Here is a 16,256-nt window from a genome sequence, read left to right as displayed (position 1 = left end):
GAGAGTTTAATGAACCGAGAGTACAGGCGCGCTTGGCTGCTGCGTAAAGGTGCTTTGCGCGGGCGTTAATGCTTGCTCGTGGGTGTGCCCCGCCAAAGCCGAGCCCGCCGAGATTTCCAACAGCATGGCCTCCATGGTCAGTCCCGGCCCAAAGGCGAAGCTGAGCACGGGCGCGCCGTAGTCGGCGGGGGAGGAGTGGGCCAGCACCTCGCGCAGGACAAACAGCACCGTGGCCGACGACATGTTACCGTAGTCGCGTAGCACGTGGTAGGCGTGGCGGTTATCGTCGGGCGTCAGGCCCAGCTCCGCTTCGATGGTTTCGAGAATCTTGCGGCCCCCGGGGTGAATGGCGAAGTGCCGAATGTCGGCGAGTTGCACGGGCAGGCTGTTCAGCAGCCCATCGGTGAGGTGGCGGATGCCGCGCTGAATCAGCTTGGGCACGTAGCTCGACAAGGTCATCTCAAAGCCAAAGTCGTTGATGTGCCAGGCCATGTCGTCGTGCCCATCCGGCTCCAGGCCGCAGTGAAACGCTTGCAAGGCCAGGCTCGGGGCCCCGTTCGGTAGGGGCTCGGCTTGCACGAGGCCGGCCGCTGCCCCATCGCCAAAGAGCGCGTTGCTAACGAGGTGGTCTTCTCCGGGGCTTTTCTGAAAGTGCAGGGTGCACAGCTCCACGCTCACAATGAGCACCCGGGCAGTGGCATCGGCCCGGCAAAAGGCATCGGCCAGCTTCACGGCGTTCATGGCCGCGTAGCAGCCCATAAAATTTACGCAGGTCCGGCGCACGTCGGGCCGCAGGCCCAGCGCCTGCACCAGCTCAATATCCAGGCCGGGCGCGTACATCCCGGTGCAGCTTACCGTAACGAGGTGGGTGATGCTGGCTGGCGCCACGTCGGGTACCTGGCGGAGGGTGGCGCGCACGGCTGCCGTGGCCAGCGGCAGGGCCTCGCGGCGGTACACGGCCATGCGCTGCCCCACGGTGGGAAAGGGCTCCAGGTCGGGAGTATTCGGGAAAAACGTGTACTCGCCATTCGCCCGCCCATAGTCGGGCACCACCGAGTAGCGGTGCGCGATGCCCGACACCCGATACAGGGCGCGTAGTTTGCGCGTATCGTGCTCGTCAAGAGCCAGGGCCTGGGCCATGAAATCGGCTATCTGCGGCTGGGCGATGCGGTGAAGGGGGTTGGCAGTACCGATGGCACCTAAATAACTCGGCATTCCGGGAGGGTATTACGGATTTTAAAACTCAGGTGATGAATGGCCATTCAAGGCGCTGAATGTACAGGATGCCGCGCACATGGGCCTTTCATTTACGTACAATAAACCTTTTGCGCTGAGCTTAGCCAGCTATAAAACCAACAACATTCTGGCGTTTGAGATGAGGCGAGCCCCACCAATGAACAGCGGCGCAGTACCAGGTACTGAGGGCTTGAGCAGAAATTAGAAGCGGTTTGCGCTAGCTTTTAGAACTTAGAGCTCAGAACTCAGACTGAAGAAGGGAATCGGCTTTGGCTAAAAAAAGGCGATTTCATCTACTCTAATTTCTGAGCTCTGGGTTCTAAGTTCTAAAAGCTAACACAGGAGCTGTCGAAGCAGCTAAGAAAAACAGCCTCTTAGGGTTGTGCATCTGAAAAACTAGAATTCCTGGCCGTGGGTGCGGCGCATCAGGGCTCGCACGGCCCCGGGCCAGTGGCGCAGGCTGCCCACCACCAGCTCGCTCAGGACCGGCCCGCCAAATAGCCGCTGCACCGCCCGGCCCACCCGCAGGCGCGCGCCGAATTGCCCGTTCCACGCCCGGGAATACGTCGTTTCCATGGCCGCCCGCGAGGTATGGGCCTCCAGAAAATTGTGGGCCGCCGCCGCGGCCAGGGCCGCGCCGTGCAGGGCCATGGCCATGCCGTTGCCGCACAGCGGGGTAATGAGGCCGGCCGCATCGCCGCACATCAGCACGTGTTGCTCCACGGGCTGCTTGGGTGCAAACGAAATCTCGTTAATGACCTCCGGCTGCGAATATAGGCGTTCGGCCGACCCCAGAATTTCGCGCAGGAGGGGGTTCCGGGCCAGAACCTCCTGCTCCAGGGCCGCGATGGTGCCGTAGTGCCGGAGCTGCTGGCGGGTGGTGAGGTAGCAGAAGCAGAGCTTGTCGGCCTCAATAGCCGAGATCCCGGCGTAGCCATCGGCGAAATTGTGCAGCGCGATAAGGTCGCGCGGGAAACCGGGCAGCCGCAGGTGGTACTTGACGCCGAGATAGGGCGAGCGCCGAGTGAAAAATGCGCGCTGCAGTTGCCGGTCGAGGTTGGCGCGCTTACCGTAGGTGCCCAGCACCACGCGCGCCGTTAGCGTACGGCCATCGGCCAAAGTCACGCGGTGTTGGTCGGCCACTGGGTCGAAGGCGACGTCCGTGACCGTATTTTTCAAGTAAAAGACCACGCCCCGCGCTGCAGCCAACTGGTACAGGAAGTCGTCGAGCGCGTAGCGGCTCACCCCGAAACCACCCAGATCGAGCCGGGCCGTGAGGCTGCGCCCGCCCGGCGACGACAGCATAAACTTTGTGATGGCCGCCGGACCCAGCACGACGGGGTCGGCGTGCAGGCGGCGCAGGTAGGGCAGCACCTCATTGCTCACGTACTCGCCGCATACTTTATGAAAAGGGTACTGCTTGCGCTCCACCACCCCCACGCGGTGCCCCCGCCCCACCAAATCAAGGGCGGCGGCCAAGCCGGCCAAGCCGCCGCCAATTATTAGAATATCCACTTATTTAGTCGGAAAAGCAAAAAATATGGAAAAAATAAGAACCATGAGGATGAACATAACGTAATCAATCGAGTTTCTTAAATATACCTGCCTGGCTTGCGGGGGCTTTACCGTATATTTGCCAACATAAGGATCACTCTAGTTGTTAAGCCTTTGGTCAGTGCGCTGGTATTTGAGTGTCCACTAAATTATTATTATGATGCAACGCTTACTTTCATCCCTGCTGCTCGCTTGCTGCCTCTGGCTCGGGGTAGGCCCCCTGCTTAATGCTTTCCCAACGGCCAGTGCCAACCCGGGCCGCCCCATTCAGCAAGCCAAGCCCGGCGATGATAAAATCCTGCTGGTGTACCCCAACCCTAGTACTGGTATCGTTCATCTGACCATCAACAACTTGCAGGGTAAAAAAGTAGAGCTGAGCGTGCTCAACGTAATCGGCTCCGTGATGTATCGGGAAACCCTTTCGGAGATGAACGACCGCTACACCAAGATACTAGACCTCAGTAAGTTTGCCAATGGCCTGTATTACGTGCGGCTTGAGGCCGACAACACCAGCCAGATGTGCAAGCTCGTTATTCGGTAGGTTGGCCTTGCTTACCATAAGCTCCCAATAAAAAAGCAGCTCCAGGGCTGCTTTTTTATTGGATCAAAATCAAGGCGATTATTTTACCCGGACTGGTTCGGGTGTGAGCATCTGCCTCACGTTAGACACGGTGTTGTAGGCAAGGGCAGCGGTAGCCACTAACAGGGCGAGCATGAAAATAAACATAGTTTAAGAGGAAATCCGGGTTGATAATAAGCTCCTTCCGGCGGGGAAGAGCAGCTTGCGTATTCAACCCGTAATTGGGTCAGGGGGTTTCAATAAAATTTGGGCATTTTTATAGGGGCGCCCGAGAGCCGGCGTATGGGGTGCCGCCGATAAAGCCTCCCCAGCCCGGGTTCGCTTCATGCGCGAAGCCGCGGGAGAGGGGTGCCCAGCGCCCTAGGCTGATTGGAATGCGGTTTTGAGTAAGGGAGCGGGAAAGTGGCGCCGGAGTGGCACATCGCAGATGTGCTGCCGCGCCACTCACCACTTTCCCGCGACACGCTCAAGGCGATGCCCGTAGCAACTCGGCTATTACGCGCCGGGCATCGGGCCCGGCCCCATATAGTAGCGACGAGCTTCGGCTATCCAGCCATTCGAGGCCCAGAAAGGCCACCCCTGATGCGGCCGTGAGGCCCCGATGGTGCAGGGGGCTGCCGTCGGGGGCCAGAATGGGTAGGTCAATCCAGTCGTAGCTGGGGCGATAACCGGTGGCCCATACCAAGGCATCGAGGGCCGGGGAAGTGGCCCGCCGCCCCTGGATGGCTCCCGTGGGCAAGGCGGCCACTCCCCGGCCAATAAACTCCACGTTGGCGTAGCGGCGCAGCCTCGCCAGGTCGCCGCTCACGACCGGCTCGGGGCGGCGGAAAAGCTGGCGCCCCAGCGCCTGGTGTCGGGACATTCGTAACAGGCCCGTGAGTGCCAGCAGCACCCACATAAATTGATTGTTGGGCCAGGCCGGGGTCTTTTCGTCAAAGGCTACGAACAGCGCCCGGCCGGTAGCAGCTACGTCGGCCGCGATTTGCAGGGCCGAGTTACCGCTGCCCACCACGCCCACGGCACCGGCGCCCGGTAGCTGGGCCGGGCGCTGGTAGTCGCGGCTGTGTACCTGAGTCACGCTGGGGGGCACTTGGGCGGCCCACTCCGGCACGGCGGGGCTGGTGTAGGGGCCCGTGGCGACCACAACGCGGCGGGCCACGTAGGTGGCGCCGCTGGCCGTCCGCACCAGGTAGCCGCGTCGGTCGGGGGCCTCGGCCAGGCGGGTTACCCGTTGGTTGAACTCAATCGGAAAGTTAAAATGGGCCGCGTAGTCTCGCAGGTAGGCAGTGGTTTCGTCGCGGGTGGGGTAGCGCAGCCGGTTACCCGGCCAGGGCCGGCCGGGAAGCCCACTGGCCCAGGCCGGCGAAAACAGTTGCAGCGACTCGTAGCGGGTGGCCCAGGAAGCTCCCGCTCCCGCTCCAGCGTCGAGCAGCCGGAAGTCCACGCGGTGCGCCCGTAAATAGTAGGCCGCCGCCAGTCCGGCCTGTCCCGCGCCAATAACAATGGTATCGGTTAGGGCCGGGGTGCCGAAAGAAGGAGCTACAGCGGTTTGATGAACTAGGTGTGGCTCGCCTTCCACGTCAACCTCATCCCCCGGCCCCCCGGTTCGCTTGATGCGCGAAGCCCCCGGAGAGGGGGAGCCAGTCGTACCTGGTTGGTGAAACGGCGGTAACTCACTCATGCGACGACGGGCTGGTGCTAGCGTTCGGGAAATTCACTCCGCAGGCCGGCCATTACCTGTTCGGTAATGGCCCGTACCTCCGCCACCTGGAGGGCGGCCCGGCTGGGCGTGGGTGGGGTAGTGCTGTACGCTTCTATTTCCCGAATGACCGGGCGCAGGCGCTCAACGCCCAAGCCATCGAGGGAGCTCTTAAGGTGGTGAGCGGCATCACCAAGGGCTTCCCAGTCGGTCCGCGTCAGAGCCTCATCGAGCGCGGTTAAAATGGCGGGCGTGGTTTCGATAAAGGCCCAGGCGAGGCGGTGCACGATGGTCTCGTCGTTGCGGACCAGTTCGCGGACGTTGTTCAGGTTGTAGAGGGGTAGGGTGGAAGGCATGGTAGGGCAAAGGGTATAAGTAGAAGTAGGCTCGGCGACGGCGCTTTGGCGAGCCAGCACGGCCTGCATGGTTTCGAGTAGCTGTTCTTCCCGGTAGGGCTTGGCGAGATAACCCGCAAAGCCGGAGCTCTGCAGCCGTTCGGCCTCCCCGGCTTGCGCCCGGGCGGTAAGGGCAATAATGGGGGTGGTGGCCCGGGCCTGGTCGGGGTGTTCGCGCAAGACCCGGGCCGCGGTTTCGCCATCCATCCCCGGCATCTGGATGTCCATCAGCACGAGGTCGAACGGCCGGTGCTCAAAAAGCTGAATGGCGGCTGGTCCGCTGGCGGCCGTAGTTACCTGCCAGCCCCAGTTGCGCAGGACGGTTTCGGCCAACAAGCTGTTAACCAAGTTATCTTCCACCAATAGAATACGGCCGGCCGGGGGCGCTTCCGACGGATCGGGCTGGGGAGCGGGGGGTGGTGACGGGGCCACCGGCACGGGTAAAAAGGCCAGGGTAAAGGCAAAGGTGCTGCCCTGGCCCACTTCACTGCACACCCGCAGCACGCCGCCCATCAGTTCCACCAACCCTTCCGAAATGCTCAGGCCCAGCCCCGACCCACCGTACTCACGGTCGGTACTGGCCGAGGCTTGGGCAAATGGCTCAAACACTTTATCCAGGGTTTCGGCCGCTATTCCGACCCCCGTGTCGCTCACCGTGAACCGCAGCCACACTGATCCCTCGGGCTCAGTGTGCTGCAGCGGGGCGACCACCGCTTGGCAGCTCAACTGCACGCGGCCCTGATCCGTGAACTTGATGGCGTTGCTCACTAAGTTGAGCAGCACCTGCCGCAGGCGGTGCGCGTCGCCGAGCACCTTCGGCAAGGCCGCGGGCTTGTCGACACGCAGGCGCAGGCCTTTCTCGCGGGCCCGGGGGCGCAGCAGGTCCGCGCAACCCGTCAGCAAGCTTTCCGGATCGAAGGGGATGCTCTCGGGGCGCAGCTTGCCAGCCCCGAGGCGGGCGGTGGTCAGCACATCGTTGAGGACTGTGAGCAGGTGCTCCGCCGACTCGCCCAGCAGCCGCAGGTAGTCGTGCTGGCTACGGCTCAGGGTGGTTTTGGCCAGTACCCCAGTCAGCCCCAGGATGCCGTGCAGCGGTGTCCGGATTTCGTGGCTCATGTTAGCCAAAAAGTTCTGTTTGGCCTGAGCGTCCACCTCGGCCTCGCTGATGGCTCTTTCCAGGGCCTGCTGGGTTAGCTTCAGCTCGGTGATGTTACTGGCGACTCCCAGCACCTGAACCGTGCCGTCGGCCCGCGTAAACAGCCGTTTTACGCTGCTGAACCAGGCCACCTTGCCGTCGGGGTAGGTGTAGGAGTTTTCGGCGATAAGGTCCTGGCCGGTGGTCAGCACTTGCTGGTCCTGCAACAGGTAGTCGGCGGTTTCGGCGAAGGTTGCCTTGGGCAGGTCGGCCTCGCTCAGGTTCACCAGCTCGTCGGAACTCATGCCGTAGAGGGCGGCCATGGCCTGGTTGGCCAGCAGGTAGCGGCCGCGGTCGTCCTTCAGGTAAATGGGGTGGGGCAGGTCGTCGATAACCTGCCGGAACAAGCGGTGCTGCTCGGCTAAGCGGGCCGTGGCCGCCCGGCTGTGCTCGTCGGCCAGCTGCCGCTCGGTGATGTCTTCGGCTACGCCAATCACGCTGGTCACCTGGCCCGCGGCATCGCGGGCGAAGGGTGCGTGGCTGCCGCGTAGCCAGCGTAGTCCGCCATCGCGGTGGTGCACGGCGAATTCAATGGTCCGGGTTTCCCCGTCCGGAAGCTGGGTTACTTCCCTGAAGTGCTGGCGCAGGCGCCCCAAGGCATCGGGCGACAACACCTGCTCCCGTAGTGAGCCGCTGGAGAACCCCAGCATTTCCTCAGTGGTGTAGCCCAGCATCTGCTCGAGGCGCCGGTTGGAGTAGGTGCTGCGTTTCTGGTGCAGGTCGAAGATGTAGATAAGGCTGGGCACCAGGTCAACCACCTGGCGGAGCAGGTGGCGGTTCTGGCGCAGCTCCTCCAGGGCGGCCCGGTGCCGGGTCACATCTTCGCCGCTACCCATCACCACCAGGGCCCGGCCGATGGAGTCGAAGGTGCTGACCTGTAGCCGAATGCGCAGCCAGCGCAAGCTGCCGTCGCGGTGGCGCAGGCCGCAGTCCCAGCTGATAGCCCGTTCTTCCGTAAGTAGCTGGTGAACGTTGCCGCGCTGCACCTGGGCCAGCGAGTCGGGGTGCAAAATGCGGGGGCCCAAGGCGGGCCCTAAGCTCACCAGCTCCTGGCTGCTGTACCCGAGCACGGTTTCGCAGTGCCGGTTGCAGTGGAGCAGCTGCTGCCGCTCGACATCGTAGCTGAATAGGATAAGGGGGACTCTATCGGCCAAGTCGGACCCGAACGGTAGGAGCGGCTCAGTTCTGGTGAGGGCCGCTGGGCGGCTGGCCCACGGAGCCACTCGACGCGGAGCGGGCACGGCCGCCCGGCGGGCCAGACGGGGAAAACGAGGTCGGGACATGTAAGTATAGCCTAATAGGGCAATAATAAATAATAATCAAATAAACCGCTCGTGAATAGCGTGGTTCTGGTTGCCGGAAACTTCTACGTCAGATGCAGCTCCTGCTGCTGAATCATGCGGTAGATGGTGGACTTGCCGATGCGCAGCCGGGCGGCCACGGCCAGCACGTCGCCGCCCATTTCGTCGAGGCAGCTTTGCACGATGGCCGTAGTCTGGTCGCGGAGCGAGCGCTGGCTCCCGGGGCCCTCGGGGGCGCGGCCGGGGCGCAAGGGCAGGTCTGCCGCCTGAATCTGCTCGCCGTCGGCCAGCACCGTGGCTAGTTCCACCACGGCCTTCAGCTCGCGCACGTTGCCGGGAAATGGGTGGTTCAGTAGCCGGGTGCAGGCTTCGGCCGTGAGTTGGCGGACGGGCAACTTGTTGTGCGCGCAAAAGTCCCGCACAAATGTTTCGGCCAGCAGGAGGATATCGTGGCCGCGCTGGCGCAGCGGGGGCAGCACAATGGGCAGGCCCAGCAGGCGATAATACAGGTCTTCGCGGAAGCGGCCGGCCTGCACTTCGGCCAGCAGGTCGCGGTGCGTGGCCACGATGAGGCGCACGTCGAAGGGCACCGCCCTGTTGCCGCCCACTCGGGTCACTTCCCGCTCTTGTAGCACGCGCAGCAGCTTGGCTTGCAGGCTCAGGTCGAGGTCGGCTATTTCGTCCAGGAACAGGGTGCCGCCGTTGGCTTCTTCCAGCCGGCCCACGCGCCGCGCCACCGCGCCGGTGAATGCGCCCTTTTCGTGGCCAAACAACTCACTTTCGACCAGCTCACGCGGGATGGCCGCCATGTTGACGGCCACGAAGGGGGAGCCGGCCCGGTCCGACTGAAAGTGGATAGCCTTAGCCACCAGCTCCTTGCCGGTGCCAGTGTCGCCGCTCACACTGACCGTGATGGCGGTGCGGGCCGCCTTAGCAATGAGCGTCCGCACCAGCTGCACCGACGGATGCTCGCCCAAGATGGCTTGCCCGCGCGCGCAGTGAGCGCCGACCTGCTGGCGTAACTGCTGATTCTCGCGGCGGAGCCGCACTTGTTGGTCTACTTTGCCCACGACGCTCCAGAGGCGGTCGAGGGTGTTCTCGTCTTTCACCAAGTAGTCGTACGCGCCTTGTTGCAGCAGGCTAACCGCCGTGCCGATGTCTTCCTGACCGGAAATAACGATGACTTCCGTGCTGGGCAGCCGTTCCCGAATCTGCCGCAGCACTTGTTCGCCTTTCGCGTCGGGTAGGGAATAATCCAGGGTGATGAAGTCCGGTTGCTCGCCCAACTGGTCGAGGCAGCTGCGGGCCGTAGTGAACCGCTGGACGCGGTGGCTGGGGTTCCGGCTCAAGTGGTGAACGAGCAGTTGTCCGTACCACTCGTTGTCCTCGACCACGAATATGTTAAATGGAAGCGTAGAAGTCATGATAGAAAAATTAGAATAAAGCTCTCAGCTATTTTCAATTCAAACAGAGCCAAAGCATAGAAAGAGATAAGCCGAGCACTTATATAACACAAGAATTGAAAAAATTATATTGCAAAAATAGTCGTTAACACCGGTATATGAGCAAGAAAACCAACAAAAATGAGCTATATACGGTGGTGGCGCCCCATTGGATTTACCCGGATTCGTTAACGAATTCTTGTTTTAGGAATAAAATCCCAAAGAGAGACCGGCTAGTGGCGCCGTGAAAAACATATGTAGCTGATTCTTAGGAGGCGGAAAATTGCCCGGCGCGTTGGCCACGGAATTGCACAAGCAATGGAGCACCATGCCAATAAATTAACAATTATCCATAACTATCATGAAAGTCTATCCACTATCCTCCGCTTTACTTTCTCGCTGGCGTGTCTGGCCGGTTACGGCCCTCACCCTCGCGCTGCTCTCGTGGGCCGCCCGGGCCACGGCGGCAGTGCCGGTTTATTCGACCAGTGGCCGCGTTGCTACGCCCAATCCCTATCGCACTACGGTTGTCCCGATTTTGGGGACGACTCTGGAATCCGGCATTCAGTATCCGGAGCGGGCGGCCGATGCCGACCTGACCAACTACGCCCTGCTGAACACCCTGATTGGGGTGGGGGCCAAAACCTCGCTTCGGCTGGGGTTAAGTGGGGCCGGCGGCACAACCGGCCAGCGGGCCGGCATTGTGGTTGGCAATGTCAGTACGACCAACAACCTGGTGAACGTAAACGCCCTGGGCGATATCACGCTGCGCACCTACAACAGCAGCGATCAGCTTCAGGAAGCCCGCGTGGTGTCGGCCGAAGTGGCGCGGAGCCTCTTGCTGGAGGGCGACCGGCCGACTCAATTGGAGTTTATCGCCAAGCTGCCGTTTACCCAGCTTGAGCTGGAAGTGAGCGGGCTGGCCACGGCCTCCTACAAGCTGAAGGTATACTACGCCTACGCCGTGCCGACGCTGGGTCAGCCGCAGGCCCGGGGTATGCTGTCGCGGTTTACGGGCGCCGGCAGTGCCCTGACACCTTACTACGAAGCGGGCACCTCCAATACCGGGGTGGTGAGTGTGTGCGCCGGGGCCGGCGTAATTAACCCCGAGCGCGCCGTCGACGCTGACCTCACCAATTACGCCCAGTTCAAGAGCCTGGCCACGGTGACCTGCCCCCCCGCGTTAGCCGTGGACCTGGAAGGCACCCAGCCCGCCCCGGCCGGCTACTACGCTGGTTTCGTGGTTGGCAACGGCGGCTTGCTCGACGCCAGCATCTTGTCGGGATTGCGCGTAACCACCTACCTCAACGGGGTTGCTACCGGCGAATCGGCTACCGGAGCGGGAGTGTTGGAGCTGCGGGCCCTGCCCGACGGTACTTACCAGGTTAGCTTTCCGACCACGAAGGCCTTCGACCAAGTGAAGATTGAGCGGATTGGTACGGTAACCGCGCTCGATGACCTCCGGCTCTATTACGGGTTCGGCGTCGAGCCGCGGGCCTTCCAAGGCACAACGCAAGTGCTATCAGACTTTCCGGTCGGCCAAACTGCCGGCACCTACGAGGTGCGCAGCAATTCAGTGCTGTGCGTAACCAACTGCGGCGTGACCAACCCCCAGGGAGCGGCCGACAACGACCCCAGCACCGTGGCGATGCTGACCGTGCCCACGGCCGTGGGCACCAATGTGGAGCTGAAGCTGAACCTCAACGCCGCGCCCACCGGGGGCTCGGCGGGCCTGGCCGGCTACCGGGCCGGCGTAGTCGTCGGCAACGGCTCGGGCTTGCTCGATGCGTCCCTGCTTGACCGCATTACCCTTACCACCTACGACGCAGCGGGCCACCTGCTGGAGAGCGCCTCGGGCAAGTCGCTGCTGGCCCTGAACCTGCTGCCCGACGGCCGCCAGGAGCTATCGTTTCTCACTACTCAGAACTTTGCGGCGGTGCAGTTCAGCGTGGCCGGGGGCGTATCGGGCCTGGTGAACATTCCGATCAACTACGCTTTTGCCGACAACCGGGCGGGGGGCCTGCCCTCGGCTATCGTCCCTCTGCCCGTGGAGCTGACGACCTTCAGCGGCCGTTGGGCAAACGGCGCCGCGGAACTGAGCTGGTCGACGGCCTCCGAAAAGAACAGCCGCCACTTTATAGTTGAGCGCTCGACGGGCAATGATGCCGTTTTCCGGGCCGTGGGCCAAGTGGCCGCCGCGGGCAGCAGCAGCAGCCCCCTGAGTTACCGGTTGCGCGACGCCGAAGCCGGGGCCCAAGGGGTGGCCATGCTCTATTATCGCCTGCGGCAGGTCGATACCGATGATGCGCAAGCATTTTCGCGGGTAGTGTCGGTCGCCGTCGGCAAGCAGTTGGTTGCGGTTCCGCAACTAGAGGTGTACCCTAATCCGGCCCCCGAGGCCGCCGCGGTGCTGGTGCGCTGCCCCAACCTGCCCGCCGGCGGAGGCACGGTGCAGACGTATTCGTCGCAGGGGCAGTTGCTAAGCGAAGTGCTCGTGAGGGAAGTAGCCACCAGCTTGTCGTTGCCGGCGCTAGCGCCGGGACTCTACCACGTAGTGCTTCGCGACACCACGGGCCAAGTGCTGGTGACCCGGCGGCTGGTGATTGGGAACCGTTAAAACGTGTGTCTTCTGCGCTCACAGGCTTGGTTGGTATTTCCGGCAACACCCGTGGGGGAAGGTCCAATTGCTTTCTTGCCTTTACAGATTATTTGAATTTTTTAATATTATTAAGATAAAATGAGGATTTTGATTATGATATAAACGGCTATAATACAACAGCATGTATTGAAAAAAACCTCGTATCCACCTTTAAAACTTAAGTAATATTGCGGACTTATTGAGTTAACGCCGGCGAAAGACTTTTGCGACCTTCTTATACCCTGATTCACTTGGCTTCACCTACTTCATGAAGATTTCCGTTACCCGCCTTAGCAGGCTGACCTTGCTTGCGGCCTTAGCCACCGCCTGTTCGAAAGAAGAACTTGCTCCTGCTAGTCCGGCAGTTGCCGCGAGCACGCGGGCTGCGGCCGAAGCCGACAACCTCGCGATGGGCAACCCCAGCGGTGCCGAAGCCGATGCCATTAATTCGCCTAATAACTATCTGATAGTCAAAGATCAGTACACCATTTCGTACAGCCGCGATCGGGGCAAGCCCAACTGGGTGAGTTGGCACTTAAGCAGCGACTGGCTGGGGGGTAGCGACCGGCAGGACAACTTCGCGGCCGATGTCACCCTGCCCAAGGGCTGGTACCGAGTGGGTAGTACCAGCTACCGCGGCTCGGGCTTCGACCGGGGCCACGTCTGCCCGTCGGCCGACCGCACCTGCTCGGCCGCCGACAATTCGGCCACCTTTCTCATGACCAACATGATGCCGCAGGCTCCCACTAATAACCAGCGGACCTGGGCCGGCCTCGAAACCTATGCCCGTACCCTGGTCAATCAAGGCAACGAAGTGTACCTCATCGCGGGCAGCTACGGCCAGGGCGGCACCGGCAGTAACGGTTATGCCACCACCATCGACAAAGGCCGCATTACCGTGCCCAGCAACTGCTGGAAAGTGCTGGTGGTGCTGCCCGAGGGGGGCGACGCCAGCAGCGTGACCACCAGCACCCGCGTCATCGCCGTGGACATGCCCAACAACAACTCCATCAGCACCGCCTGGGGTAGCTACCGGACCAGTGTAGATGCCATTGAGGAAGCTACCGGGTACGACATCCTCTCGGCCGTGTCGGAAGAGGTGCAGGACCTGATTGAGGCGCAAGTTGATAGGGGCCCGACTTCCTGACGCGGTCGGGGCCCCGATCATTCGTGGCTAACCCTAAAAAGCCCGGGCTACTTACGTTTAAGTAGCCCGGGCTTTTTAGGGTTAGATACTAGCGCAAAGCGCTTCGATATTCTATGTAGCGGAGCAAAGAGTCAAAGTTACGGGCTGTGTTAAATGCAGCGCAAGCATAGAATTCTGTTAAAAAAAAGATTTTCAGCCCCGTACCAGCCGAAAAGCCGACTATTTGATTCCGTTCGCAGAAAACATGGACGCAAAATTTCTTTGAAAAAAAGCATCAGCAAAAAATTAACATTATTGATGAGTTGCGCGACGTAATCATTCCGTAATTTTGCGCCGTGCTTCACCCCCAACTCCAGTTGCTGAAGTGCGGAATGCTGGACCAGGCAGCTCCGCAGCGAGACCGGAAGGTTTCGGCCCCCGTTGGTTTTTCTGTTTTTTGGGGTGGTTGCCCCGCCGCCGTTTCGGATTTCGAAACGGTTTTTTTGTGCCCGGCTGGCCCGAATCCGAGTCATTGAATAGTCGACCCCTAACCAATTCAACCCCTAAGACATAGAACCTCTCATTCCCTAGTGCATGCCAACACCCTCGCCTCTTGGGTACGCTAACTTCGGAAGCCGCGCCGCCGGGCTACCCCAGGGCCTGACGCCCGCCAACTGACCAGGAGCAACCAATAATCAAAAACCTATGAAGCTCGGCGCTATTACTTTACAAAACTCCGTGTGCTTGGCCACGGCGCCCTGGGAACTCGACGGCCCCGGCTACGAGCGGCTGGGCGCGATATTCACCAAAACCGTGACCATGGAGCCCCGCCCCGGCTTGCCCGGCGACGAGGGCATTCTGCAAGTGGCCGACCAAACCCTGCTCAACCGCACCGACTTACGCGTGGAAGGAGCGGAGCTGCTGGTGCACGAGCACCTGCCGCGGCTGCGGCGCTTCGGCGTGCCGGTATTCGTGAGCATCACGGCGCCGGGCGTGCCGGGCTTCCGCAAGATTGCGCGCTACCTCGAGCGCGAGGCTGGCGAGCAGCTGGCGGGGCTGGAGGTGTACATCGCAGCCCCGCACTCGAGCGCGGGGTCTGAAATAACCCCCCGCTTTGTGCGCGAGGCCACCGAAGCCGTGCGCACCGAGCTGCGCGCCGACGCGGCCGTGATTGTGAAGCTGCCCCCGTGGCCCGACCACATTCGGGGGTTAGCCCTGGGCGCGCAGGAAGGCGGCGCAACGGCGCTGGCGGCTACCAATACCCTGAAAGTACTGCACCTGCCGGCCGGCCCGCCCGCCGCGCCGCTGGTGGGCGGGCTCTCGGGCGAGGCCCTGCGACCGCTGGCCCTGCGCTGCGTGTGGGAGCTGGCAAACGACCCGCAGCTGCGCTTGCCCATTTTCGGCGCGGGCGGCATCTTTACGCTGCGCGATGTGGAAGACTACCTGCGGGTAGGGGCCCACGCCGTGCAGGTGGCCAGCGGCGAATGGCTATCGCCGGGCCTCTCGGCGCGGCTGGCCTCGGAAGTTGCCCACCAGATGCCCGCGGCCCGGTAGGCTGTAGGGTCTTTCTTTTCATCACCCTTGCCCCTTACCGATGCAAAAGCTGCTCACCCGCATTCAAGCTACCAATTCCCTCCTTTGCGTGGGCCTCGACCCTACGGGCGACGATGCCCCGGCCACCAAGCGGCTGCGCGAAGTCATTGCCGAAACGGCGGCCTACGCCGCCGCCTTCAAACCCAACCTAGCGTTCTTTCTGAGTCGTGAAAACGGAGTGGCCCTGCTCCAACAAACAGTGCGCAGCATCCCGGCCGACATCCCCGTGATTTTGGACGGTAAATTCGGGGACATCGCCAACACGGCCGAGCACTACGCCCGTTTCGCCTACGACGTGGTCGGAGCCGATGCCGTGACGGTGAACCCCTACATGGGCGACGACACCATCCGACCCTTCGCCCGGCCTGGTAAGCTGGTGTTTTCCCTGGCCAAAACTTCCAACAAGCCGCAGCATGGCTTGCAGGACGCCGCCCTGACCCGCGGCGGCTCAATCAGTGATTGGGCTGCCCGGCTGGCTCGCCTGGTGGACGAGGAGCTAACCGAATCGACCATCGGGCTGGTGGTGGGCGCCACCGAGCCGGCTAACCTGGCCAAATTGCGGGCCGCGTGCCCAACGCAGTGGTTTCTGGTGCCCGGCATTGGGGCCCAGGGGGGCGACTTGTCGGCCACGCTACGGGCCGGGCTGCGGGCCGATGGCAGCGGCTTGCTGATTAACTCCTCGCGGGGCATCTGGCAGGCGGCGGACGCTGGCCGGGCGGCCCGCGAGCTGATGCAGGAGATCAATCAATTCCGGACTGTAAAGAACCCTGCGCACGCCTAAACCCTAAAGCCGCTGCCCCGCGGCTTTTTGCATATCTGAATTGCGACAAATGACTGTATTCTCCGAAACCACTTCTTCCCCCACACTCGATGCCGGCCTGCTGGAGCAGCAGCTGCAGCAGGAAGATGCGTTGCTGCGCGGGCACTTCCGGCTGTCGTCGGGCTTGCACTCCGACACTTACGTGCAGTGCGCGCGCTTCCTGCGCCGACCCGAGCTGACGGCCCCGGCGGCGGCGGCGCTGGCGGCCCAGATTCGAGCCGCGGGCCTGCAACCCGATGGGGTGGTCGGCCCGGCCATGGGCGGCTTGGTGATTGGCTATGAGCTGGCCCGGCAGTTGGGGGTGCCCGGCATCTTTACCGAGCGCGACGCCAACGGGCAGATGACCCTGCGCCGGGGGTTCAGCGTGACGCCGGGCGAAAAAATCATCATCGCGGAAGATGTGGTGACCACCGGCAAGAGCACCCTGGAAGTAGCGCAGGTGCTGAGCGACCAGGGCGCGCAAGTACTGGCCGTCGCCTCCCTGATTGACCGCACCAGCGGAAAAGGCGGACTGCGTTTCCCCCACTTTGCGCTGCTCTCGGTACAAGCCGCGACTTTTGCCCCCGAGAGCTGCCCCCTGTGCGCCGCCGGCGTACCAGTAGTAAAGCCCGGCAGCCGGCCGGAAAAAGCGTTCTGATTGTTGGTGCTTGGAGCCTGGTGCTTGGTGCTTGGTTGTT

The 16,256-nt window shown here is 62.1% G+C and carries 11 protein-coding genes; 6 read left to right on the top strand and 5 right to left on the bottom strand.

Features of this window, described 5'->3' with window-relative positions; all coding sequences use genetic code 11:
* Positions 1-6: 6 nt before the first annotated feature.
* Entirely contained in the window at positions 7-1,215 is a 1,209-nt protein-coding gene (locus IC235_RS06310; RefSeq protein WP_191004318.1) for a type III polyketide synthase, read from the bottom strand.
* A 417-nt stretch (positions 1,216-1,632) separates the two neighbouring features.
* A complete protein-coding gene (locus IC235_RS06305; RefSeq protein ID WP_191004317.1) occupies positions 1,633-2,751 on the bottom strand; it encodes an NAD(P)/FAD-dependent oxidoreductase in 1,119 nt (372 codons plus the stop codon).
* Positions 2,752-2,950: 199 nt separating this feature from the next.
* Here IC235_RS06305 and IC235_RS06300 point away from each other — a divergent pair, with 199 nt between their 5' ends.
* Positions 2,951-3,331 carry a T9SS type A sorting domain-containing protein gene (locus IC235_RS06300; protein ID WP_191004316.1) on the top strand — a complete coding sequence of 127 codons (381 nt, stop codon included), beginning with the start codon at positions 2,951-2,953 and terminating at the stop codon, positions 3,329-3,331.
* A 505-nt stretch (positions 3,332-3,836) separates the two neighbouring features.
* On the opposite strand, the gene IC235_RS06295 is transcribed toward IC235_RS06300, so the two are convergent.
* The 3 genes from IC235_RS06295 to IC235_RS06285 form a co-directional block, all read right to left on the bottom strand.
* A complete protein-coding gene (locus tag IC235_RS06295) occupies positions 3,837-5,051 on the bottom strand; it encodes a flavin-containing monooxygenase (RefSeq protein WP_191004315.1) in 1,215 nt (404 codons plus the stop codon).
* 17 nt (positions 5,052-5,068) lie between these two features.
* Positions 5,069-7,942 carry a PAS domain-containing hybrid sensor histidine kinase/response regulator gene (locus tag IC235_RS06290; protein WP_191004314.1) on the bottom strand — a complete coding sequence of 958 codons (2,874 nt, stop codon included), beginning with the start codon at positions 7,940-7,942 and terminating at the stop codon, positions 5,069-5,071.
* Positions 7,943-8,025: 83 nt separating this feature from the next.
* Positions 8,026-9,384, bottom strand: coding sequence for a sigma-54-dependent transcriptional regulator (locus IC235_RS06285; RefSeq protein WP_191004313.1), 1,359 nt, complete (start codon positions 9,382-9,384; stop codon positions 8,026-8,028).
* Positions 9,385-9,763: 379 nt separating this feature from the next.
* On the opposite strand from IC235_RS06285, the gene IC235_RS06280 reads away from it, so the two are divergent.
* The 5 genes from IC235_RS06280 (at position 9,764) to pyrE (ending at position 16,216) form a co-directional block, all read left to right on the top strand.
* Entirely contained in the window at positions 9,764-12,019 is a 2,256-nt protein-coding gene (locus tag IC235_RS06280; protein ID WP_191004312.1) for a T9SS type A sorting domain-containing protein, read from the top strand.
* 289 nt (positions 12,020-12,308) lie between these two features.
* The gene (locus IC235_RS06275) at positions 12,309-13,187 is read left to right on the top strand and encodes a DNA/RNA non-specific endonuclease (RefSeq protein WP_191004311.1); all 879 of its coding nucleotides are present in this window, start codon (positions 12,309-12,311) and stop codon (positions 13,185-13,187) included.
* Positions 13,188-13,871: 684 nt separating this feature from the next.
* Positions 13,872-14,720, top strand: a complete 849-nt coding sequence (locus IC235_RS06270; protein ID WP_191004310.1) for a dihydroorotate dehydrogenase — start codon at positions 13,872-13,874, stop codon at positions 14,718-14,720.
* A 40-nt stretch (positions 14,721-14,760) separates the two neighbouring features.
* A complete protein-coding gene (gene pyrF, locus IC235_RS06265) occupies positions 14,761-15,540 on the top strand; it encodes an orotidine-5'-phosphate decarboxylase (protein ID WP_191004309.1) in 780 nt (259 codons plus the stop codon).
* Between the two features lie 49 nt (positions 15,541-15,589).
* On the top strand, positions 15,590-16,216 hold the full coding sequence (gene pyrE, locus IC235_RS06260) for an orotate phosphoribosyltransferase (protein ID WP_191004308.1): 627 nt from the start codon (positions 15,590-15,592) through the stop codon (positions 16,214-16,216).
* Positions 16,217-16,256: the final 40 nt, after the last annotated feature.

This window comes from Hymenobacter montanus (assembly GCF_014699115.1).
Classification (GTDB): domain Bacteria; phylum Bacteroidota; class Bacteroidia; order Cytophagales; family Hymenobacteraceae; genus Hymenobacter; species Hymenobacter montanus.
The sequence above is the reverse complement of the archived record's forward strand: the minus strand, read 5'-3'. Positions and strand labels throughout refer to the sequence as shown.

Bases quoted from the DNA above. Each gene is read 5' to 3' on its own strand.
- IC235_RS06310 (WP_191004318.1), bottom strand. From the start codon at position 1,215: ATGCCGAGTTATTTAGGTGCCATCGGTACTGCCAACCCCCTTCACCGC.
- IC235_RS06300 (WP_191004316.1), top strand. From the start codon at position 2,951: ATGCAACGCTTACTTTCATCCCTGCTGCTCGCTTGCTGCCTCTGGCTC.
- IC235_RS06295 (WP_191004315.1), bottom strand. From the start codon at position 5,051: ATGAGTGAGTTACCGCCGTTTCACCAACCAGGTACGACTGGCTCCCCC.
- IC235_RS06290 (WP_191004314.1), bottom strand. From the start codon at position 7,942: ATGTCCCGACCTCGTTTTCCCCGTCTGGCCCGCCGGGCGGCCGTGCCC.
- IC235_RS06285 (WP_191004313.1), bottom strand. From the start codon at position 9,384: ATGACTTCTACGCTTCCATTTAACATATTCGTGGTCGAGGACAACGAG.
- IC235_RS06280 (WP_191004312.1), top strand. From the start codon at position 9,764: ATGAAAGTCTATCCACTATCCTCCGCTTTACTTTCTCGCTGGCGTGTC.
- IC235_RS06275 (WP_191004311.1), top strand. From the start codon at position 12,309: ATGAAGATTTCCGTTACCCGCCTTAGCAGGCTGACCTTGCTTGCGGCC.
- IC235_RS06270 (WP_191004310.1), top strand. From the start codon at position 13,872: ATGAAGCTCGGCGCTATTACTTTACAAAACTCCGTGTGCTTGGCCACG.
- pyrF (WP_191004309.1), top strand. From the start codon at position 14,761: ATGCAAAAGCTGCTCACCCGCATTCAAGCTACCAATTCCCTCCTTTGC.
- pyrE (WP_191004308.1), top strand. From the start codon at position 15,590: ATGACTGTATTCTCCGAAACCACTTCTTCCCCCACACTCGATGCCGGC.